At 66.5% G+C, this 18329-nt stretch carries 14 protein-coding genes; 13 read left to right on the forward strand and 1 reads right to left on the reverse strand.

Annotation, left to right across the window (positions count from 1 at the left end; translation table 11 throughout):
* Positions 1 to 30 precede the first annotated feature (30 nt).
* The 10 genes from ACFQ4H_RS09750 to ACFQ4H_RS09795 all read left to right on the forward strand — a co-directional run bounded on the left by ACFQ4H_RS09750 (position 31) and on the right by ACFQ4H_RS09795 (position 11167).
* Positions 31 to 2988, forward strand: a complete 2958-nt coding sequence (locus tag ACFQ4H_RS09750; RefSeq protein ID WP_377569395.1) for an ATP-binding protein — start codon at positions 31 to 33, stop codon at positions 2986 to 2988.
* On the forward strand, positions 2985 to 4175 hold the full coding sequence (locus ACFQ4H_RS09755) for a response regulator (protein WP_377569397.1): 1191 nt from the start codon (positions 2985 to 2987) through the stop codon (positions 4173 to 4175). The genes ACFQ4H_RS09750 and ACFQ4H_RS09755 overlap by 4 nt, the downstream gene beginning before the upstream one ends.
* 654 nt (positions 4176 to 4829) lie before the next feature.
* The gene (locus ACFQ4H_RS09760) at positions 4830 to 5510 is read left to right on the forward strand and encodes a hypothetical protein (protein ID WP_377569399.1); all 681 of its coding nucleotides are present in this window, start codon (positions 4830 to 4832) and stop codon (positions 5508 to 5510) included.
* A gap of 78 nt (positions 5511 to 5588) precedes the next feature.
* The gene (locus tag ACFQ4H_RS09765; RefSeq protein ID WP_377569401.1) at positions 5589 to 6563 is read left to right on the forward strand and encodes a DUF4268 domain-containing protein; all 975 of its coding nucleotides are present in this window, start codon (positions 5589 to 5591) and stop codon (positions 6561 to 6563) included.
* 41 nt (positions 6564 to 6604) lie between these two features.
* Positions 6605 to 6871 carry a hypothetical protein gene (locus ACFQ4H_RS09770; RefSeq protein ID WP_377569402.1) on the forward strand — a complete coding sequence of 89 codons (267 nt, stop codon included), beginning with the start codon at positions 6605 to 6607 and terminating at the stop codon, positions 6869 to 6871.
* Between the two features lie 577 nt (positions 6872 to 7448).
* On the forward strand, positions 7449 to 8282 hold the full coding sequence (locus ACFQ4H_RS09775) for an IS256 family transposase (protein ID WP_377569404.1): 834 nt from the start codon (positions 7449 to 7451) through the stop codon (positions 8280 to 8282).
* Positions 8283 to 8584: 302 nt separating this feature from the next.
* Positions 8585 to 9013 carry a hypothetical protein gene (locus ACFQ4H_RS09780; protein ID WP_377569406.1) on the forward strand — a complete coding sequence of 143 codons (429 nt, stop codon included), beginning with the start codon at positions 8585 to 8587 and terminating at the stop codon, positions 9011 to 9013.
* Between the two features lie 68 nt (positions 9014 to 9081).
* Entirely contained in the window at positions 9082 to 9726 is a 645-nt protein-coding gene (locus ACFQ4H_RS09785) for a hypothetical protein (protein WP_377569408.1), read from the forward strand.
* 210 nt (positions 9727 to 9936) lie between these two features.
* Positions 9937 to 10146, forward strand: a complete 210-nt coding sequence (locus ACFQ4H_RS09790) for a hypothetical protein (protein WP_377569409.1) — start codon at positions 9937 to 9939, stop codon at positions 10144 to 10146.
* A 100-nt stretch (positions 10147 to 10246) separates the two neighbouring features.
* Complete coding sequence (locus ACFQ4H_RS09795) at positions 10247 to 11167, forward strand: hypothetical protein (RefSeq protein WP_377569411.1); 921 nt, start codon at positions 10247 to 10249, stop codon at positions 11165 to 11167.
* A 153-nt stretch (positions 11168 to 11320) separates the two neighbouring features.
* Here the strand turns inward: ACFQ4H_RS09795 and ACFQ4H_RS09800 are convergent, their stop codons facing one another.
* Positions 11321 to 11671: an integrase core domain-containing protein gene (locus ACFQ4H_RS09800; protein WP_377569413.1), complete on the reverse strand. Its 351-nt coding sequence runs from the start codon at positions 11669 to 11671 to the stop codon at positions 11321 to 11323.
* Between the two features lie 475 nt (positions 11672 to 12146).
* Between ACFQ4H_RS09800 and ACFQ4H_RS09805 the strand changes: the two genes are divergently transcribed.
* Genes ACFQ4H_RS09805 through ACFQ4H_RS09815 form a run of 3 tightly spaced genes read left to right on the forward strand, consistent with a single transcriptional unit; the run spans position 12147 to position 18316 of the window.
* Positions 12147 to 13685 carry a PD-(D/E)XK nuclease family protein gene (locus ACFQ4H_RS09805; protein WP_377569415.1) on the forward strand — a complete coding sequence of 513 codons (1539 nt, stop codon included), beginning with the start codon at positions 12147 to 12149 and terminating at the stop codon, positions 13683 to 13685.
* Complete coding sequence (locus ACFQ4H_RS09810) at positions 13669 to 14814, forward strand: pPIWI_RE_Y domain-containing protein (protein ID WP_377569417.1); 1146 nt, start codon at positions 13669 to 13671, stop codon at positions 14812 to 14814. Before ACFQ4H_RS09805 ends, ACFQ4H_RS09810 begins: the two co-directional genes overlap by 17 nt.
* Positions 14807 to 18316, forward strand: coding sequence for a pPIWI_RE_Z domain-containing protein (locus tag ACFQ4H_RS09815; RefSeq protein WP_377569419.1), 3510 nt, complete (start codon positions 14807 to 14809; stop codon positions 18314 to 18316). Before ACFQ4H_RS09810 ends, ACFQ4H_RS09815 begins: the two co-directional genes overlap by 8 nt.
* Positions 18317 to 18329 lie beyond the last annotated feature (13 nt).

Raw genomic sequence — 18329 nt, forward strand, 5'->3', positions numbered from 1 at the left:
CGCCGGATCCAAGCTTGTAGCGTCCGTCCAGTGAGCACTCCATACGACCTCTGGCCGGATATCGCAGCATCCCGGAGGCGGTTCCCAATCGACCCCGCGCTGGAGGCGCTGCGGCAATGCGGCGCACCTGTCGGGGACAACGGCTTTGTCGATGCGCTCGGGGTCGCTCTGATCCACACATCGTACTTCTACGAAAACGCCCGCCATCTGCCCGGCGTCACGCGCGGCGTCCTCGACGCGCTCGCACGCCTCGGCGGCACCTTCCTACAGCGGCACGCGGCGGTCAAGACGCTGGCTTGGGTGTCCGGCAACAAGCCCGGCCCGTTGAGTTGGGAGATCGCGCACATTGCTTCGGCACTGCCGGCGTGGGCGGCCCGGCAGTCGTGGATCGCTGAGTCGACCGCTGTCGGGCGCGGCCTCGTTGGCGAGCCGCTGCCGAACCGTGTGGTCGCCGACCTCTTCCGGCGCATCGTCGGCCTGCTGTGTGTCCTCGACCGGTACGACTGTGCCAAGCGCCTGGCTGACGGTCTGCTCGCCGACGCCCGCCGGGTAGATGCTGTGCTCAACCCTGTCACCGCGTTGCAGGCGGCCGCGAAGGCCGCGCCGGTGACGTACACGTATAAGCGCGAGGGCCTGGACCACCAAGCGACATACCACGTCGTCGCGACCGATACCCGGGGACGAAGCACCATCGGCGCCGGCCGTAGCAAGAAGGCAGCGGCCCACGAGGCCGCGCGCAAGTTTCTCCAGCGGTACTACCCGGCCGCAATCGCCACGATGACGGCGGTACAACCTGCCACGCTGGCCCGCGAGATGCGCGGCTACCGCGACCACACCTGGACGGTCGACCGGATCCAGCGGGCCTTCGCACTCCCGCCGGCCGCCCGGCCGCTCCTGTCCCAGGCGCTGATCCACTCCTCCTGGACGTACGAGCACCAGTTTGAGACCACCCGAGCCGGCCAGCGCAGCAACCAGGTGCTCGGTCTGGTCGGCTCACATGTGCTGGAGCACGAGTACACCCTCGCGGTGGTCCGCCGGGCGGTCGTCGAGCGCCCAGACACTCTCCTCGTGGTCACTTTGCCTAACGACGCGTACGAGCGGGCCTGCCAGTGGGCCGACCTGACCAACGGCCTGCTGCTCGGAGCCGGCCAGAGTGTCATGGGCACCTCGCCCGAGATTGCGGCGAACCTGTTCCAGGCTGTTATGGCCGCCGTTTACCTCGGCAAGCGGTGCCCGGCCACACTCGCGTCGGACTGGCCTCCCGCGTGGCGGCCGGCCTGGCAGATGATCGCGCCGGGCCGCGCCCGAAACCTCGATAACACTACCCGCCTACAGCGAGCCGCCAGCGGGTTGCGGCTGGAGATTGCGTACGAGTTCGAGTCGTCCGGGCCGGACCACCAGGCCGTCTTCGTCGCCACCGCGCTCCTTACCAGTCCGCTGCTCGGCGACTCGGTAGCCATCACCGGCGAGGGCGCCTCAGGCAAGACCGCCGCGAAACACAAGGTCTCCCGGCACGTGCTGGATATCCTCGCCAGCTCCGGAAGCGGGACCCCGGACGAGGGCAGCCACGCGCTCAACCGGCTGGTTCTGGCGCAGCAGGCGTCGATCCTCGCCTCCGACAACCCGCCGGTCTCCGCGTGGACGGCGTCCGGGCAGTTCGGCCTGGATCTCATCCAGAGCCCGGACGAGCTGCTGGACTGGGCCGGCCGGACGGACCGGCATCTCCGGGAGCGGTCCAGTCCACAGCTGGTGGCTGGCCTGACTAACTCGTTCCGGCGGGCCCGGAACCTGGGCGACACGCGGGAGCAGGCGATCGACGCGGAGCTGCTGGACACACTAAATGCGATCAGGGCCATCGGCGAGCCGGCCGAACTGAACCGGACGCTCGCCGACCGGATCGTCCGCCTCTGCCAGCTCTTCCGTTGCATGGGCGCGGACGAGCCGGACACCGACCTGGCGCACCTGGCCGGCGAGTGGAACATCTTCCACCGGGACCAGTTGGCGCTCACCGGGCCAGTGCCGGCCGTAACACTGGCCGCACGCGAGCGCGCCGTCCTTGACGCGGCGGCCAACATGATTATGCTCCGCTCCGGAGCCCTCGCGACCGCCACGGTGGTCGGCGAGCGCCCGCTACGCGTGCGCTTCACCGGCCCAACGGAGCCGGACATCGCACACGCCTGCGCGCTGTGGTCCGCCGTCACCTGGTCGGCCGTCGTGCGCCCGGCTCCCGGCGGAGTCGAGGTCGACATCGCCAGACCGGCGCTCCCGCTGAACCCCGGGCCGGTCAGCCGGGCCGCGTTCGCCGCGCTGCACCCTCGCCCGGACCCGTTCCGCCGACGGGTGGCCGACGTGCTACACGACATGAAGAACCACGCGAGCGCGTCCCGCCAGGCCGCCAGTACGGTGGTGGCCACCCCGGCCGGCCACCACGAGCAGCAGGCGGACGCATACCGGCACCTGGAACGGATGCAGCGGCTGGCGCTCAGCCTGACCGCGGTGACTTCGGTTCCGGACGCCGCGGCCCGCTGCGACGTGGATCTCGGGCCGTTCCTCCGCCAGTACGCCCGCGACCTGCTGACCCGCCTGCCAGACCGGGTCGGGCTGGACACGCCGGCGACGGGCACCACCGCCCGAGCCGCCATCGACGAACGTTCGCTCGGGCTCATCCTGGACAACCTGACCGCGAATGCGGTGGAGGCCATGGCCGGCGGCGGCCACATCCGGATAGCATGGAACGTTGACGAGGAGAGCGCGATCGTCGAGGTCGCCGACGACGGCCCAGGCATCGGCGCAGATGTCGTCACCGCGCTGGACTCCGGCGCCCGGATCCGCACCACGAAACAGGGCGGTAGCGGCATCGGCCTGCTGTCGGTCCAGTCGCTCCTGCAGCGAGTCGGCGGGCAGCTTGTATGGATGCCGTCGCCGGCCGGAACCAAGTGGCACGTCCGGCTTCCGCTGACCGCCGCCACCGAGGGGACGGACGAATGACCCCACCGCTCGCCGACGTACATGTGCTGGTCGCCGACGACCAGCCGGACGTCGCCCGCACGCTCTGCCGGCCGGTCGAGCGGGCCGGCGCGCGCCTACAGTTCGTCAACAGCGGGACCGCCGCGCTAACGGCAGCCACCGGCAGGCCGTTCGACCTGATGATCGTGGACCTGAAAATGCCGCCGGACGACTGGGGTGGCCTGTGGCTCCTCGAACGCCTGCAGGCGGAGGGCCTGCGCACCCCAGCGCTGGTGCTGTCCGGCGAGGGCTCGAAGAAGCAGAGTATCCGCGCCATACGCCTCGGCGCCGCCGACTGGGTCGACAAAGACGACGCCGGCACCGAGTTGCTCGACCGCTGCGCCGAAGTGCATGGCAAATGGCAGGCTCAGGCCCTAGAGGAGGCGATCGGACGGCTCCCTGCACCCCTGGCAGCTCACTTTGATCGGTACAGGCGGGCCAACGACGTGGACCGGCAGGTCAATGCCGGCCTCGCGGCGCTTGAGGCGGTGCTGCGCTTCGCAGCCGTGGTTGGGCTCGCCACCACGCCGCCGGCGCCCTTGCCAGGAGTGTCCGCGCTTCAGCTCGCCCGACCCAGCATGGGCACTTGGCTGACGGTGTGCACTCGGCTGCGGACCCTGGCCGGTGCGGGTGGCGACTTCAGCCGCCTGCTCACCTGCCTCATCCCGGGCAGCGCCGCCCAGCCCGTGCAGGATCTAGTCAACCTGCGCAACAGCATCGCGCATGGCCGTACGACGCCCACCGCCGCCCACGCCGACCAGCTCGACGGGCTGCTCCGCCGGTTCGCGGCCCGGGCCGCCGCGTTCTGGCGCGCCGACATCGGGGTGGCGACCACAATGACATACGACGGCATGGTGTTCCACGCGGAGTTCGACCGGCTCCGCGGAACAAGCGGCCCGTTCGCACACACCGTGGTAACGGCCGGCCCCCCCGTTACCCGTCAAGTATTCCTGCTGCCATACGCCGGGGCGCCGGTGACGCTGTCCCCATGGCTCGTCGCCGAGCGCGGGCCCGAGTCCGGTAAGTACCACTGCTTCCAGTTCGACGGCTCGGACGCCCGCCCCACTACCGTCTCACCACTACGGTACGCCAACGCGGGCGATCCGGCCGGCCCGACCCCGCCTCCGTCCACTGCCACCTGGCAGGCGGCCGAACCATGGGTGCGGTAAGTGGTTGGATCTTGTCGGATGCGGCCACCACGCGCGGACGACCATCTCGCGAACTCTGAGATGATCTTCTTCGCGAACAGGCCGATGCCGTCGTAGCCGTACGCCGCATCCAAATCAATACATAAATCGCCTACGTCAGGCCCGGTAACGCAGGCCGACTAGTTTTCCGGACAGCTCCGTACCGGACATGGCCGTTCCTTCGTCAGATGTCCAGCACGCGGGCGATCAGCTGGACGCTCGACAGTGAGCAGTCGTGGATGGACCTGAGTTCCTCAGCCATCCAGGTACGCCCGGTTTGCCTCGACCGCGGCGGAGTAGTACCCGCTGTCGCTCAGCCGCTCGAACTGGTTCTTGCCGTTGGCCATACGCTTCGTCGACTCCTCGTCCCGGCCTCGAGGCCGACGACCCGAGCTTCCCCAAGTGGGCGATAAGGAATGGTGATGCTAATAAATGCGCTGGGCGGGCACGCTGCCATCGGCGAAAGCCGAGGCCAGAACGGGACCAACAGCCGACATGGAACGACCCGCTCGGATGGCTGACGTCACCCGAGCGCTCCTCTCGGTGGCCGCCAGGGAGGTTGTCACGGTTTGTTGAACGGAAGCAGGCTGGGAACCGGCGGAGACTCTGCCGAGCGATCAGAAAGCAGGTGCCGCAGTGAGCCCGATCGAGGTCGCCGGTCGACCGGTGAACGACCCGCTCGGCGTCTTTGTCGACTACTGCCAGCGGCATGCCCGCACGGTCCGCGCCTACGACTGGCCGGCCGGCACACACCCCGTGCTGACACCGGAGCTCATCAAGGTAACTCGGGCACCGTACATGGGCAGCAGAATTAGTCGGGAGCAGGAGCGCCACCTGCTCCGGTTGAGCGAGACCGCGCCCTGGGACGACGTGCCGCTCGACGCCCACCTCCGCGACGCCGACCCGATGCTCGACGACGGTCACTACGACTGTGCGCTCCGGTTGTACCAGCACTTCTTCCAAGATCGTCCGCGAGGGCTCGGGCACGCGAAGGTGAGCAAGGCCTTACATCTGGTGCGGCCTGGCCTGTTCCTCATCCTCGACAGCGCGCTGCTGCGGCGCTACCGGCGGGCTGCCAGGGTCGCGGCGCGTGAACTGCAGCAGGCAGGCAGCCGGCACGCACCACCGCAGCGGGCCTACTGGGCGGCATACCGCACGGACCTGTTGCGGGCCGCCGAGGGCCTCGCGTTGTTGCGGGGCGCCGCGCGCGACCACGACGATCGGCTGGTCGCCGAGGCGGCGGATCGCCTGTCGGACGTTCGCCTGCTGGGCATCCTCGCCTGGATGCCGAACCGAGGGGCTTCAGCGGCCTCGTGACGGTCAACCTTGCAACGCCAGCACCGAGAGGTGGCCATGGGACATTAGGACTGGCCTCAGACCGATACGGTCGGCGATATGACCTCTGTGGACGCCGGCAAGGGACTGCCCACGCTCGGCAAGCTTGAGCTACTCGACGTGCGGCAAGTCTGGAAACACGAGGCGCACACCTTCACGCCGTGGTTACTGGCGAACGCGGACGTGCTCGGTGAGCTGCTCGGCATGGACTTGGTGCTGTCGTCAGCGGAACACCCGGTGGGCGGATTCTCTCTGGACCTGATCGGCGTCGATGAGGCGACGAATGAAACGGTGATCATCGAAAACCAGCTGACGAGGACGGACCACGGCCACCTGGGTCAGTTGCTGACCTACGCCGGTGGGACGGATCCCGTCAACGTGGTGTGGATCGCGACCGAGTTTCGCGAGGAGCATCGGGCCGCGTTGGACTGGCTCAACACCCGTACGGACGAGGACACGCGGTTCTTCGGTATTGAGATCAGTGCGGTACGCATCGGCGAGTCGGTGCCGGCGCCCCTCATGCGCTTGGTCGTGCAGCCGAACGACTGGGGCAAGAAGGTCAAGGCGATCGCCAAGGGCGACACCGCGGCAAGCGACCGAGCGATGGCCTACCAGGAGTTTTGGACCAGGTTCCTGGAGGCGGTCCATGACCGCCAACTCGGGTGGACGACGTCGACCAAGGGCTCGCCGCAAAACTGGCAGTCCCTGCCCGCCGGTATGAACGGCATTTCGTACACATGCACGTTCGGCCGGTCGGGCCTGTCGAGCGAGATCTTCTTTCAGGACCCCGATCCTGCGGTCAACGACGCGCGTTTCGCCGCCGCCCGCGCCAGGCTGGAGCCAGCTCTCGGAGACATCCTGTCGTACGAACCGTTGCAGGGCAGGAAGGGTTGCCGCATCGCGCAGTACCGGGAAGGAAACGTCGGAAACAGTGCGGACTGGGCCGAGTACGTGACCTGGTTCATCGAGGCTCAGACGCGACTTCGCACGGCGATAACCGACGCTGGTGGCCTGGCCTCGCTCAGCAGTCCATAGCGATGCACCCCGTCTGGCGAAGCAATCGGCGAGGAGGCGGCGTGCCACTGTACGAGATCAACGGCGAACACCTGCGACGGCACGACGCGGCCCGGTCCGCCGCCCTCGGGCTCTACGAGCGCAAGGACCTGCAACGACTCCTCCGGAACGACATCGCCGTGCTCAGCCCCGATCTTCTGGTCGTGGCCGAGGAGTTCGGCAACTGGGAAGACTCCCGGCACCGGGTCGACCTGCTCGCCATCGGACCTCATCGTCAGCGCATCCACCCAGATGAACGGCTAGTACCCGCTGTCGAGAGTGCCGACTGAGAACGCCTCAGCTCCTTAAGTCCGATCGCCCAGCGGCATGCTCGACGACGTTTGCTTAGGTCGCCTACAGCACAAACCGGCCGAGTGAAAGAGTCATGGGCCGCGTCCACAATCGGAACGGCCGGGATCCGGACGTCGGACCGGGGCCGCCGAAAGACCTGGCTGTACCGCGCCAGAACCTGGCGCACAGGCTGTAAGCGGGGAGTTCTTGGCTCGGGCTGACCATCGTCGGTATGGTCGTACGGCTGCTGTACTTGGGGATAATCCACCTATTCACCGGACTGGGGCTACTAATCCCAGCGACAGAGCGCTGATGGGTCGAGGTCCTCGCACTGCGGCACGAAATAGCGATACTGCGCCGCCACGTTCACGGCCGGCCGCGGCTGTCCTGGCCGGACCGGGCGATCCTGTCCGCCCTCGCCCGCCTACTGCCCCGCCGGATACGGGCACACCCGATCGTCACTCCGGCCACGTTGCTGAACTGGCACCGACGGCTGGTACGACGCCACTGGACCCACCCGAACAAGCCAGGCCGACCACCCATCAGCAACGAAATCTGGAACCTGGTGCTGCGGATGTGTACGACGCCGAGGTGTCCCGGGAGTTGATCAGCAAGGTCACCGAAAGCGTCCTGGCCGAGATGGAGGCCTGGCGGCAACGCCCCCTCGACCGGGTCTATCCGGTGGTGTTCATCGACGCCATCGCCATGAAGATCCGGCAGGGGCAGGTCGTGAACCGGCCCGTCTATGTGGTGGTCGGCATCGGCCTGGACGGGGAACGTGACGTACTCGGCATGTGGGCCGGCACCGGCGGGGAAGGCGCCAAGCAGTGGGCCGGCTACCTCACCGAACTACGCAACCGAGGTGTCGAGGACGTGTTCATGGTCTGCTCCGACGGCCTCAAGGGCATAACGGACGCGATCGAGCAGGTGTGGCCGCAGGCGGTGCACCAGCAGTGCGTCGTCCACCTCGTACGGGCCAGCCTGCGCTACACCAACCGCAAGGACTGGCAAAAGATTACCCCCGCGTTGCGGGAGATTTACACCGCCCCTACGGTGGCCGCCGCCGAGGCACGCTTCGAGGCCTTCGCCGCCGAGTTCGGCGACCAGTACTCGGCTGTCATCCGGCTCTGGCGGACCTCCTGGCCGCAGTTCGTACCGTTCCTCGACTACGACCACGAGGTCCGGAAAGTCCTCTACACCACCAACATCATCGAGAGTTTGAACGCCCGGTTCCGGCAGGCCGCCCGGCGGCGTGGGCACTTCCCGACGGAGCAGGCCGCGATGAAGGTGCTCTACCTCGTTGTCCAGCAGAAACGTAAGGGCGGCGGGAGTATCACCGGCCGGGTCTACGGTTGGGCCAAGGCCCTCAACGCCCTGATCCTCGCCTACGGCGACCGGATCACCATCTAACAACCTCGATCACACCACAGGCCCGAACACGGAAATCAACACATGCCCCTCGCTCACACCGGTCTGACTCTCGAACCCGACTCAACCTAGCCTTTCAAGATCTGTAGCGGGTCGGTGCCGCTCGCGCGGGTCGTCCGGTCGATGAGGTCAGCGGTCGTGTGCATCATTTCGTTGGGTTGGCTCTGCCGGTCGGGCCACAATGAATGAAGCGACCATGCCGCCGACGGATCAACTTGACCGGCGGCGCCTGCCGACGCCGTGGCGCTTCCTTGGTTTGGCCGCCCATCGCCGTCCTTTCTAGGATGGATGCGCATCGCGGGGCGGAGGAGCTGTTGACCATCGGCGCAGTTGAACGGCATGTCCTGGCTGCGAACGAGGAGTACACGCCGCTGGACGGTGACGGCTTCCTCGATCTCGGCGCGCCGGCCAGCATCACGTCGGCCGGGGATCTCGCCGGGCGGCCGGGAAGCTTCGTCCTGCTCGCGCCAGGCGGCGTGGGGAAGTCAGTTGTCCTCGACGGCCTGCGGCGGCGGGAGGACGGCTTCGAGGTCGACCTCGTCGGGCTTCGAGGCGCCGACTCGGGAACCTCCTCGACCTCGCTCCGACCGAGGCGAAGGCCGAAATTCGCACCGCGGTACGGATCGCACTCGAAAACCGCGCCGAATGGCGGCGCACACCGCTCTACGAGTACTTCGCCCGAGACCTGGCGCCCGATCTGGCCGCCATCCTGACGAAGCGCCGCTACCCCGACGACCAGAACGCCGACGTTCTCGCCTTCCTGATCGAGCATGGCCCGCACATGGCCGTTGTCGCGGCCCGATCGGTGGCAGATGGCGACGACTCGCAACTGTCCCGCGCCGCGAACCGGCACCTCGCCCGCGTCGATAGCCTCGACGCGATCAACCGCCTGGTGGGCGGGTCGGCGCCGCCCGGCGCATTCCTCGAGCTCCTTGAGGGCCTGCCGCTGGAAACGGTCGACGACGGCCGGCTGGTCGACCTCGCCCGCCTTCTGCTTGGTCGGCTCCCACTTGCCGACGCTCCGCCGGAAACGGAGGACTCACTCGACAGCCCAGCGCGGCGGGAGTTCCGCATCTGCAACCACGCGGTCGCGATGCTGGCCACGCGCGGCCTCGCCACGGAACTCAAGGTGCTGGCCGAAGGGCAGTCGCCGCAAGCGCAGGCGCTCGTCCGCCACCACCTGCGCCAGGCCCGACAGGTCGCGGCCGACAGTGCCCAGGCATACCCCGGCCCGACCGGCCTGCTTGACCTGCTCGGCCGCTCGGACCCACGGCTGATCCGCAACTCCGGCGACCTGATCGGTGTTCTACTGGAGCACCTCGACGACCTGCAGCACGAACTCTCGCACAACAACGGCTTCCGCGACCTGTGGTCACCGGACGGCCAGAAGCTTGGCGCCGAGGACGACATCACAGACTGGTTGTGACGCCGCCTGACGGACCATCTCGGTCGGGACCGCGTCATCCTCGCCCGGGAGCCCCAGGTCGAACGCATCGCAGTCAAGGGCTCTGGCACGCGCATCGACCTGACCGCAGGCACCCCGACCAACACCGCGCCGATCGCAGTCGCCGAAGCGATCATCGAGGCGAAGCTGGTCAACAACGACGAAGTGCCCACCGCACTGCGGGATCAGCTCGTGCAGCGATACCTCGCGGCGACCAACCAACGGCACGGCATCTACCTCGTGTACTGGCTTCCGCCCGAGCAACGGACCTCCAGCTCGCGGAAGTACGCCGACAAGCAGGAGCTCCTCGATGACATGCGGCGCTGGGCAACGGAGGTGGCACCTCAGTTCGACGTGAGCATCTACGTGCTCGACGTCAGCTGGCCGAAGCGTCAGAGATAACGAGGCGCGGCGGACATAAGCTTGACCGCCTGGGGATCGGTCTAGCTGCTAGAGGTTCCCACCGTCCGCACCGGTACATCGAACCGCGTTGGAGGCGCGCGTGAGCTACGAAATGCCACCGAGACCGGAGTATGAGTTCTACGAGACGTTACAGCCTCCGGAAATATCGTGGCGCCGCGCCCAGCGCGCGCTTGCCGCAGCAACAAGCACACAGCAATTCCTGACGATTCCGGGATGGCGGGCGCACTTCAAGAAGCATGAGGGAGGATGGGAGGAGCCCGAGATTGAAGCGCGGCCCCTTATGGGGGAGCACCATAACGAGCGACGTGTACGGAGATTGCGTTCGACGCGCCCGCATGGAGTGGACGGAGAGGGTGCGCCCTGGTACGTCGGAGTGCTGTATCCAGCTCCGAGGGATCCCATCTACGGGTACGACGACCTTGTGGGCATTGTGACTTGGGTGGGTCATGTTGCCTGTCTACTACCCGGTGACGGGCAACTGATGCGCCCCATCGTTGAGCGGCTCGCGCAACGCTCTCGCCATTATCTCGTACCCGTGTTGGCCGACAACCCGGACGAGCTTTATGTCTTCCTACCCACCCGAAGAAGTATGCGGAAGCAGCGAAGCGAACTCGGTATACCGGAGCCGGAAGCCAGCCCTCGCGTCCTCGATGAATATCCAAACGGCGACCGCCTCATCGGTGTACCGATCCCACGCGCGGCAGACCTTTATGATGCCGGCACACCACCCGTCCATGGCTTGGCAGCTAAGCCGGCTCCCTCCGCTCGCATCGCCCACGTCGAACTCGGCAGTCAGTTGCGCGTGAAAAGGGTCGGCATCCGCTGGACGGTCAATGACGATCAAGGGCCACTCGGCTATCTCCGCTGGAGAGGAGGAAATCTGCCGGCCGAGGGCACTCTTCACGTCCGAAAAGTCGTCGTTGACAGGCGCGGCAGGGTGAAGGATATCCGCGGCTTTGTAGAGCCCGTCGACGGCGAACCAAGCCCGGCGCAAGGCTGATCATCGCGTGCACAAAAGATCGTTAGGTGAGCTCGAGGATCCCAGGCACTGGTGCAGAACTCGACCGTGTGTAACCCATGAACATGACGAGGCCGCTCGTGCGGAGTTAACACTCCGCCGGCTGTACGGTGCCGAAAATGCTGTCCGTGCTGGTCAGGCGGCGTTCTCGTATTCGTGGATGAGTCCGCCGAGTCGGTCGTGTCGGTGGGTGTGCAGGCGTGTCAGCGTTGCGGGATCGGTGATCGGTTCGGGGAGCGGGCGTAGTGGTCGGGCGTTGGAGATGCCGCGGTGGGGACGGTGCTGGTTGTGGTGGTATTCGTACTCGCGGAGTACGTGAGGCAGGTGGGCGTGGTTCCAGATCAGTGTCCGGTCGAGCAGTTCGTGGCGGCAGGCTTGGATCCAGCGTTCCATGATCGAGTTCATTCGTGGCATTCGGACGCCGCTGCGCACGACCGTGATCCCGGCGTCGGCGAGGATGGCGTCGAATAGGGCGTGTAGGGGCATACGACCCACACCAACCCGAAGGTCAGCGGCAATCATGAATATTGCTTGGTAGAATTTGCGTGCCCGAAGGGACTCGAACCCCTAACCTTCTGATCCGTAGGTCGGCCACGAGCCGCTCGCTTCGAGATCTGCCGAGTTGAGTGCACCTGATCATGCTGATACGGACGCACCACGTCAGCATTGCCGCTCAGTTAACCCGGTCTGCTAGCGTTCCAACGCGCCGTTATCAATAAGTCACGTCTTGCGATCAAGTTTCAAGGTGCTGTGCGGACACCCTCGTCATGGGAGCACGATGTCAGACAGGAAGCCGTTACCCCTGGAACAACGCGACCCCCTTCCCCTCGTTCCCGGTCAAAGAGCACCCGAGGACGCACCGCCTGCAGGAACCTGGACCGCGCCGCCTGAACTCGTCGGCAGCACGTCGCCCATCCGTGTGGCATTGAGCGTCTTGGCTGGGGGCGACCATAGGTGCGCGATGCACCTTGCGGTGAAGTCGAGGCCAGGGCTTAAGCCCGCCGCCTGGCCGCGTCGGGATAAGCCGCCGGTGCCGGTCCGGCTGTTCATGGACGCATTGGACGCTGTGGAGTTCGACCGCCGGCCGGTTGACGAGGCGCTGAACTCGGTGCTGGCGAAGCAGCCGCTTCACGAAGGTCTCGCAGCCTTCATCAAGCATGCCACACGCAGCTACCTGTCGGTTTGTGAGGCAGAACCATCGATGCTGCCGGTCGCCCGCTGGTGGGTGGTCCAGCATGTCGAACAAGGTGTACGCGAGCTATGGGCTTGGGGTCGGCGCTACCGCTCGGCCGATGGTGCGGTGCGTGAACTACGGCTGATTCGCCTCGCGAACATGCTAGAGCGACAGCGCAGCGAGGCTGAGGTGGCGGTCGCGGCCTATACGGCCGCATATGGCCGTCCCGCGCCGTGGCCGGATGAATGGGAAAAGAAGTTTCTTGTCCGGGCACGCGAAGAGGTGTCTCGCGTAGTGGTCGCCGACGTCGATCTCACCGAAGGCTTGAGAAGAGTCTTGTTCGACGGAGCCATCGAGGATGCCGCCGCTCTTTACGAGAAGGATGGACGACGCGCAGCGATTCAGGTCGTTCATGGTCAGACGCGCCGCCCCGGCGGCGATTGTCTCAAATGCCGCCTCGTCCTGGCCTGCGACGAGGTGACGCGAGCGCCGGGACTACTGGGACTGCGGTCGTACCGGCGAGCGAAGCTACGCCAGGTGTCGATCAGCGACCTACGCTATTACGACAATTGCCCTGCCCAACATCACCTGCAGACGTTGCATCTGCCGAAGATCAACGAGTACGCCACTCCGGCCCGGATCGGCCAGGCAGTCCATCGCTATTTGGAGACGTTGCACGCGGAAGCAAGCGGACCGTGCCAGCACGCGGACATGCCAGCTGATACCAGCTGGCCTGACCCGCAGTGGGAGCTCGACGCTGATGCAGCCGAGGTCGGCATGCGGATGCTCACGTATCACCCGTCCGTGTGTCCCCTCCAAGAGAACACCTCAGACCTCAGGATCGAAAAGACCTTCGTCTTTCATGACACCGCTGCCCAGGCGCTGGTGATCGCCAAACCCGACCTCGTCTACCGCGACGACGGCGCCTGGGTGTGGCGCGAAACCAAGACCACCCGGCGCCGCCAGCGTGGTGGCGAGGATGTCGTCACAGAGTTCCCGCAGGTCGCACTCGCGACGGCCATCCTCGGGCGAGGCCTGCTCGGCGGACCCGTCGACAGTTCCCGAGTGGAGCTGGAGATTCTCCGGCCGGGCGGAGCGGATCTCATCATGGTCGACCCGTCAGATCCGCAGGAGCTCGATAAGGCGTACGCAGTCCTGCGGAAAATGGCGCAGCCGTGGCGCGAGGACAACACCTTCGCCGCGGCGCCTGGGGATAACTGTCGTACCTGTCCGGTAAGTAGGTGGTGTCCCAGCGCGGCGGAAACGGACCCGCCGCCGTCCTTTCAGGAGACCGCTCGTGGTGCTGACCGTGAACAGCCCGCTTGATCTGTCCACTTTTACCGGGGTGACGCTGCTGCGCATGGTCGCGACCGCTCTGGTCGACCTGTCGCGTCACGACAGGGCCCCGGACCCGATCTACTCGGACAAGGTGCAGAAGGCCTACAACCACCTGGTCCTGCAGTGCCTGCTGCGCGAGATGGAGCCGCCGGCCAGCGTCGCAGACATGGCGCAGTGGGCGGCGACCAGGCCGATCGGACAATGGCCGTTTGACCTGCCGGCGGAAGCCGAGAACCTGGACGAGTTCCTGGTCGACGCACAGACCGGGGTTCCCACCCAGCGATGCTACGAGTGGGAGGTCTCAGCTCCCGATGCCGCAGCCGAGCTCTTCGAAAACGAGATCATCCGTACGGTCTTCGCACAGTGCGAGGCGGCACGATCGCCGCAGTCCTACACCGCGTTCCGGTACCTTTTGGTCGACAAGCCGGTCCTGACCGGTATCGACAAGGCGACGCTGATCGGTGAGCATCCCGAGCTGGGCACCGTTTTGGAAACGGTGAACCGGTGCTACGAGCCGGCCCCGGCCGCCTACCGAGGCACCGACGGACGCTTCGCTACGTGCGCACGCTGCCACTGCCTACTCAAACCCGATGGGCGGTCCTGGCGGTGCGAGCTGGACCGCTGCCGCCGGGAAGCTCACGCCACCCCGAAAGAGTTCATCGACGATCGCTCGACCGGCGGGCTGTACTTACTGCGAGCGCCGCTGCGCATGTTCATCACTGGCCCAGGGCTGGCCGAGGTCGAGCTCGAACAGAAGCTCATCGGCAAGGGCCTCGTCCCCGAGATGTGGCCGGGCTGCGACGCCTACGACCTGAGGATCACGCTACCGAACCGGCAGGTTTGGGCCGTCGACGTGAAAGACCGCGCTAACCCGGCCCTGCTCGGGCACAGCACCACCCGGTTCCGGCCGGAGCCGCCGTACAACCGGGCCTTCCTGGTGGTGCCGCAGTACCGGTTCGACGACCGCGAGGACTACAAGATCGTCTTCGAGCACTTCTGCCCGCCGGAGGTCAAGGAGCAAGTGACCCTGCTCAGCGACAAGGCGTTTCTCCGCATGCTGACAACCACCTTGACCCGGCTGCGTAAGAACGGCACTGCGGGAGGCGACGATGCGTGATCGCAGTGGCTGGCACGGCGACCTTGCCGGCGACTTCCGTGGCGCGTGGAAGGCACCTGCCGGGTTCGGCATCGGTGACCTGCTCGACGTCGAGCTGGCGATCTACCTCGGCACGCGGGTCATGCCGACCCGGCCGGTGCGCGACGTCTGGACGCTGCTCAGCGGCTACCCATATGAGGAAGCGTTCGGTGACGTACGCACCAGCGAAGCGCGGCTGATGATCCGGCGGGCCCGGCATTTCCTGTGGGACCGCAGCCGCCGCTACACCTGGCACAACTCGCTGCACATGTATCTCGACGTCGATATCACGCTGCGCGGCTACACATTCGCGACCATCGACGATCTGCCCAAAGCGCTCGAGCCCACGCGCGCGTACGACCGCAGGGAGGTCTACGAACGGTTGTTGACCCAGCCGCCTCCTCTGGAGCAGCGTGAGCTGTCCATCGCCGGTGCCGGAGACCAGCTGTTCTACGTCCGCGACCAGCGCCACTCCGTGAACATCCCCGTCGAGCTGATCGGCCTCAAGCCCTGGATCGGGCATGACATCGGGGCGGTGCCGGCAGGAAAAGGCGAACCGATCATCGTCACCATGACCGAACTGGAAGCCGCAGCTGATGCTATGGACGCCCTGGAGGTCGCCGCCAACGCTGCGGATCTAGCGGAGAACCGCATGCCGGGCAAGTCCAACGATTGGAAGAAGCGTCTACGGCGGGTCGAGTTACTACTGCGCGACGAAGCCGCAGGGGCGTTCCAGACCCATCCCCGGCTACGCATTGACAGGCTAATGAACCTGGTCGGCATGGTCGGTGCCGGCAAGTCCACGATTCGCGACATTCTTGCCTTCCAACTCGCCACTCGCGAGCACCCGGCCGACCGACGCCGGACCACGATCGTCGTCGGTGACGTCGCCGAAGTGCTGACCATCACCGAGCAGTTCCGCCGCCTCGGTGTGCACGCCGCGCCGATCCTGGGAAAGTCCACCCTCGAACGCAACATTCAGCGGTTGCACCGGCGCAGCGAGTCTGTCACACGCACCATGCTGGATCATGACAACCCTGGCTTCGCGCACCTGTCGAGCGCCTGCCCGCTCGACGCCTTACGGGGGTTCGAGGCACGCCGGGCGCTGGCAATCACCGCCGCGCCATGCACCGGCTTGTACAACGCTGACGATGTCGAGAAGGCCGAGACCGAGCACGACGATCCCGACCCCGCCAGCACGGGTTTTCGGCGCCGCCGTAAGCCAGCCAGGCCGAAACGTCACGGATGCCCGTTGTGGACAGCGTGCCCGCGGCACAGTGCAGCCCGCGACCTGGTCGACGCGCAGATCTGGGTCGCCACGCCGGCATCGCTGGTGCACAGCCGTGTGCCCGACCATCTCAACGACGAGAACATGCGCTACCTGGAGCTGGCCTGCCGCCGCAGCGATCTCATCATCGTCGACGAGGCCGACCGGGTACAGATGCAGCTCGACACCGCGTTCGCGCCGGCGGCGACGCTGGTGGCCCGTGGTGCGGAGTCGTGGCTCGACGAGGTCGGCAAGCACAAGCTCACCGAGTTGGCCGCGCAGGGTCGGCTGCAGTTGTCGAGTGACGAGACCGATGATTGGAACAACGCGCTGAACACGGTCATCACGGCTACCGACCGGATCTACTCCATGCTGATCAACGACGAACCACTGCGGCGATGGATCACGCAGGACTACTTCAGCGCGATGACCTTGCACCAGTGGCTGATTAATGAGTGGTTTCCCGAGCTGCGCAACCGCGACGATGACGAGAATGCTGTAGCCCCCGACGAGGACAAGCTTGCTTCCCAGCGGGCCGAGCTCCAGCGGGTCGACACCGTTCTCGGCAGTTTCCGTGACTCGCCGCTGACCCCGTTGCGCGGGCGTGGTCCCGAGGATACGACCACGGACCTGGTCAACGCGCTCGTGGCGATGGCGACCGAGTTGCTGCACGCGCCCCGCGGGGTATTCGTTCGCGAGTTCAGCCGTGAGCGGCTCAAAAAATTGCTGCGCCAGCTGGTCCCGAACAACGCCTCCGTCGCCGGTGACCTTGACGCCAACCTGCACCGCTTCGAATTCACCCTCGTCCTGGCGGTCCTGCACGATCGTCTTGACCGCATGACCATTCTGTGGCCTCGCGTCGAAGCTGCCCTCAACCTGGACTCGACCTCCAACGTGCTGTCACGCCGGCCGCCTAAGGACTACATGCCGGTGGTCCCCGAATCCCCCATGGGTAACGTGTTGGGCTTTCAGTTCCAGGCCGGCGACCGCAACGAGGACGGTGACCAAAGCGGTGAGCTGCGGTTCTTTCGCTGCAACGGCGTCGGCCGCGAGCTGCTGCTGGAGCTCACCAACATCCCTGCCGTGGACAACCGCCCCGGCCCGCACGTGCTGCTGATGTCGGCCACCAGCTGGGCCGGCACCTCCAGCCGCTACCACCTGCACGCCCAGGTCGACGCCGTGCTGCGGCCCCACGAACACGAGGTCGCCGCCATCAAGAAGAGCACCTTCCGCAAGCTCTTCCTCTACCCACCCGGCGTCACCACCGCCCTGAGACTATCCGGCACCGACCCCCGGAAGCGTCCCGCCCAGCTCGAGCAGATGCTGCACCAACTGGCCGTTCCTGACCGCAGCCTGACCGGCGCAACCTCGCTGCTGCAGCAGGAACTGGACGACATCGACGACCCACAACGCCGCAGAATCCTGCTGCTGGTCGGCAGCTACGCCGAGGCACACCGTGCCGGGCACTACCTCAACAACCTGCCGGAATGGACCGGCAACGTCACGGTCCTGGTATCCGACGACACCGACCTTGACCACTCCTGGAGCAACCTGCCCGCCGACACCCGCCAGCTGCACCTTCGCCGCGGCGAGCTGACCAAGTTTCCCGACATCGGCGGGCAGCTGCTGATCGCGCCGCTGCTGTCAGTCGAGCGCGGGCACAACATCGTGGTTCCCGGCGGTAAAGCCGCCATCGGCAGCGTGTACTTCCTCGCCCGCCCGCATCACCGCCCCGACGACATCACCCTGGCCACCCAGGCGATCAACGACTGGGCGGTCCGCCAAGTCCGAGGCCCAGGCCGCCGCTTCACCCAGACCGCTCTGGCCGCCGGCAGCCCGGACGACGCCGGACTGCGCTTCCGGGCCGAAGCCGCCCGCAAATGGCACCGCTTCCTCACCCGCCGCCTGTCCTGGACCAGCCTGCCTCCCGACGAAAAGTCGGCCTTCACCTGGGACCAACTTGTGGTCATCTGGCAGGTCATCGGACGACTCGTGCGCGGCGGCGTCGCCGCCCGCGTCTACTTCGTCGACGGAGCCTTCTCACCCCGCGAGGCCGGCTTCACCGGAGACGACACCCCAGCGACCAGCCTGCTCGCCAGCATGCTGCACGAACTCGCTCCCTACTTCGACTCCGAGTCGGCACAAACGGCGATCGACCGATCGCTGGTTCAAGCCCTCTACGACCCGCTCTACCGCGCCCTGCGCGACATGAACTGATCTTTCCCCGCAC

This window comes from Micromonospora sonneratiae, from assembly GCF_042679305.1.
In the GTDB taxonomy this organism is placed as follows: domain Bacteria; phylum Actinomycetota; class Actinomycetes; order Mycobacteriales; family Micromonosporaceae; genus Micromonospora_H; species Micromonospora_H sonneratiae.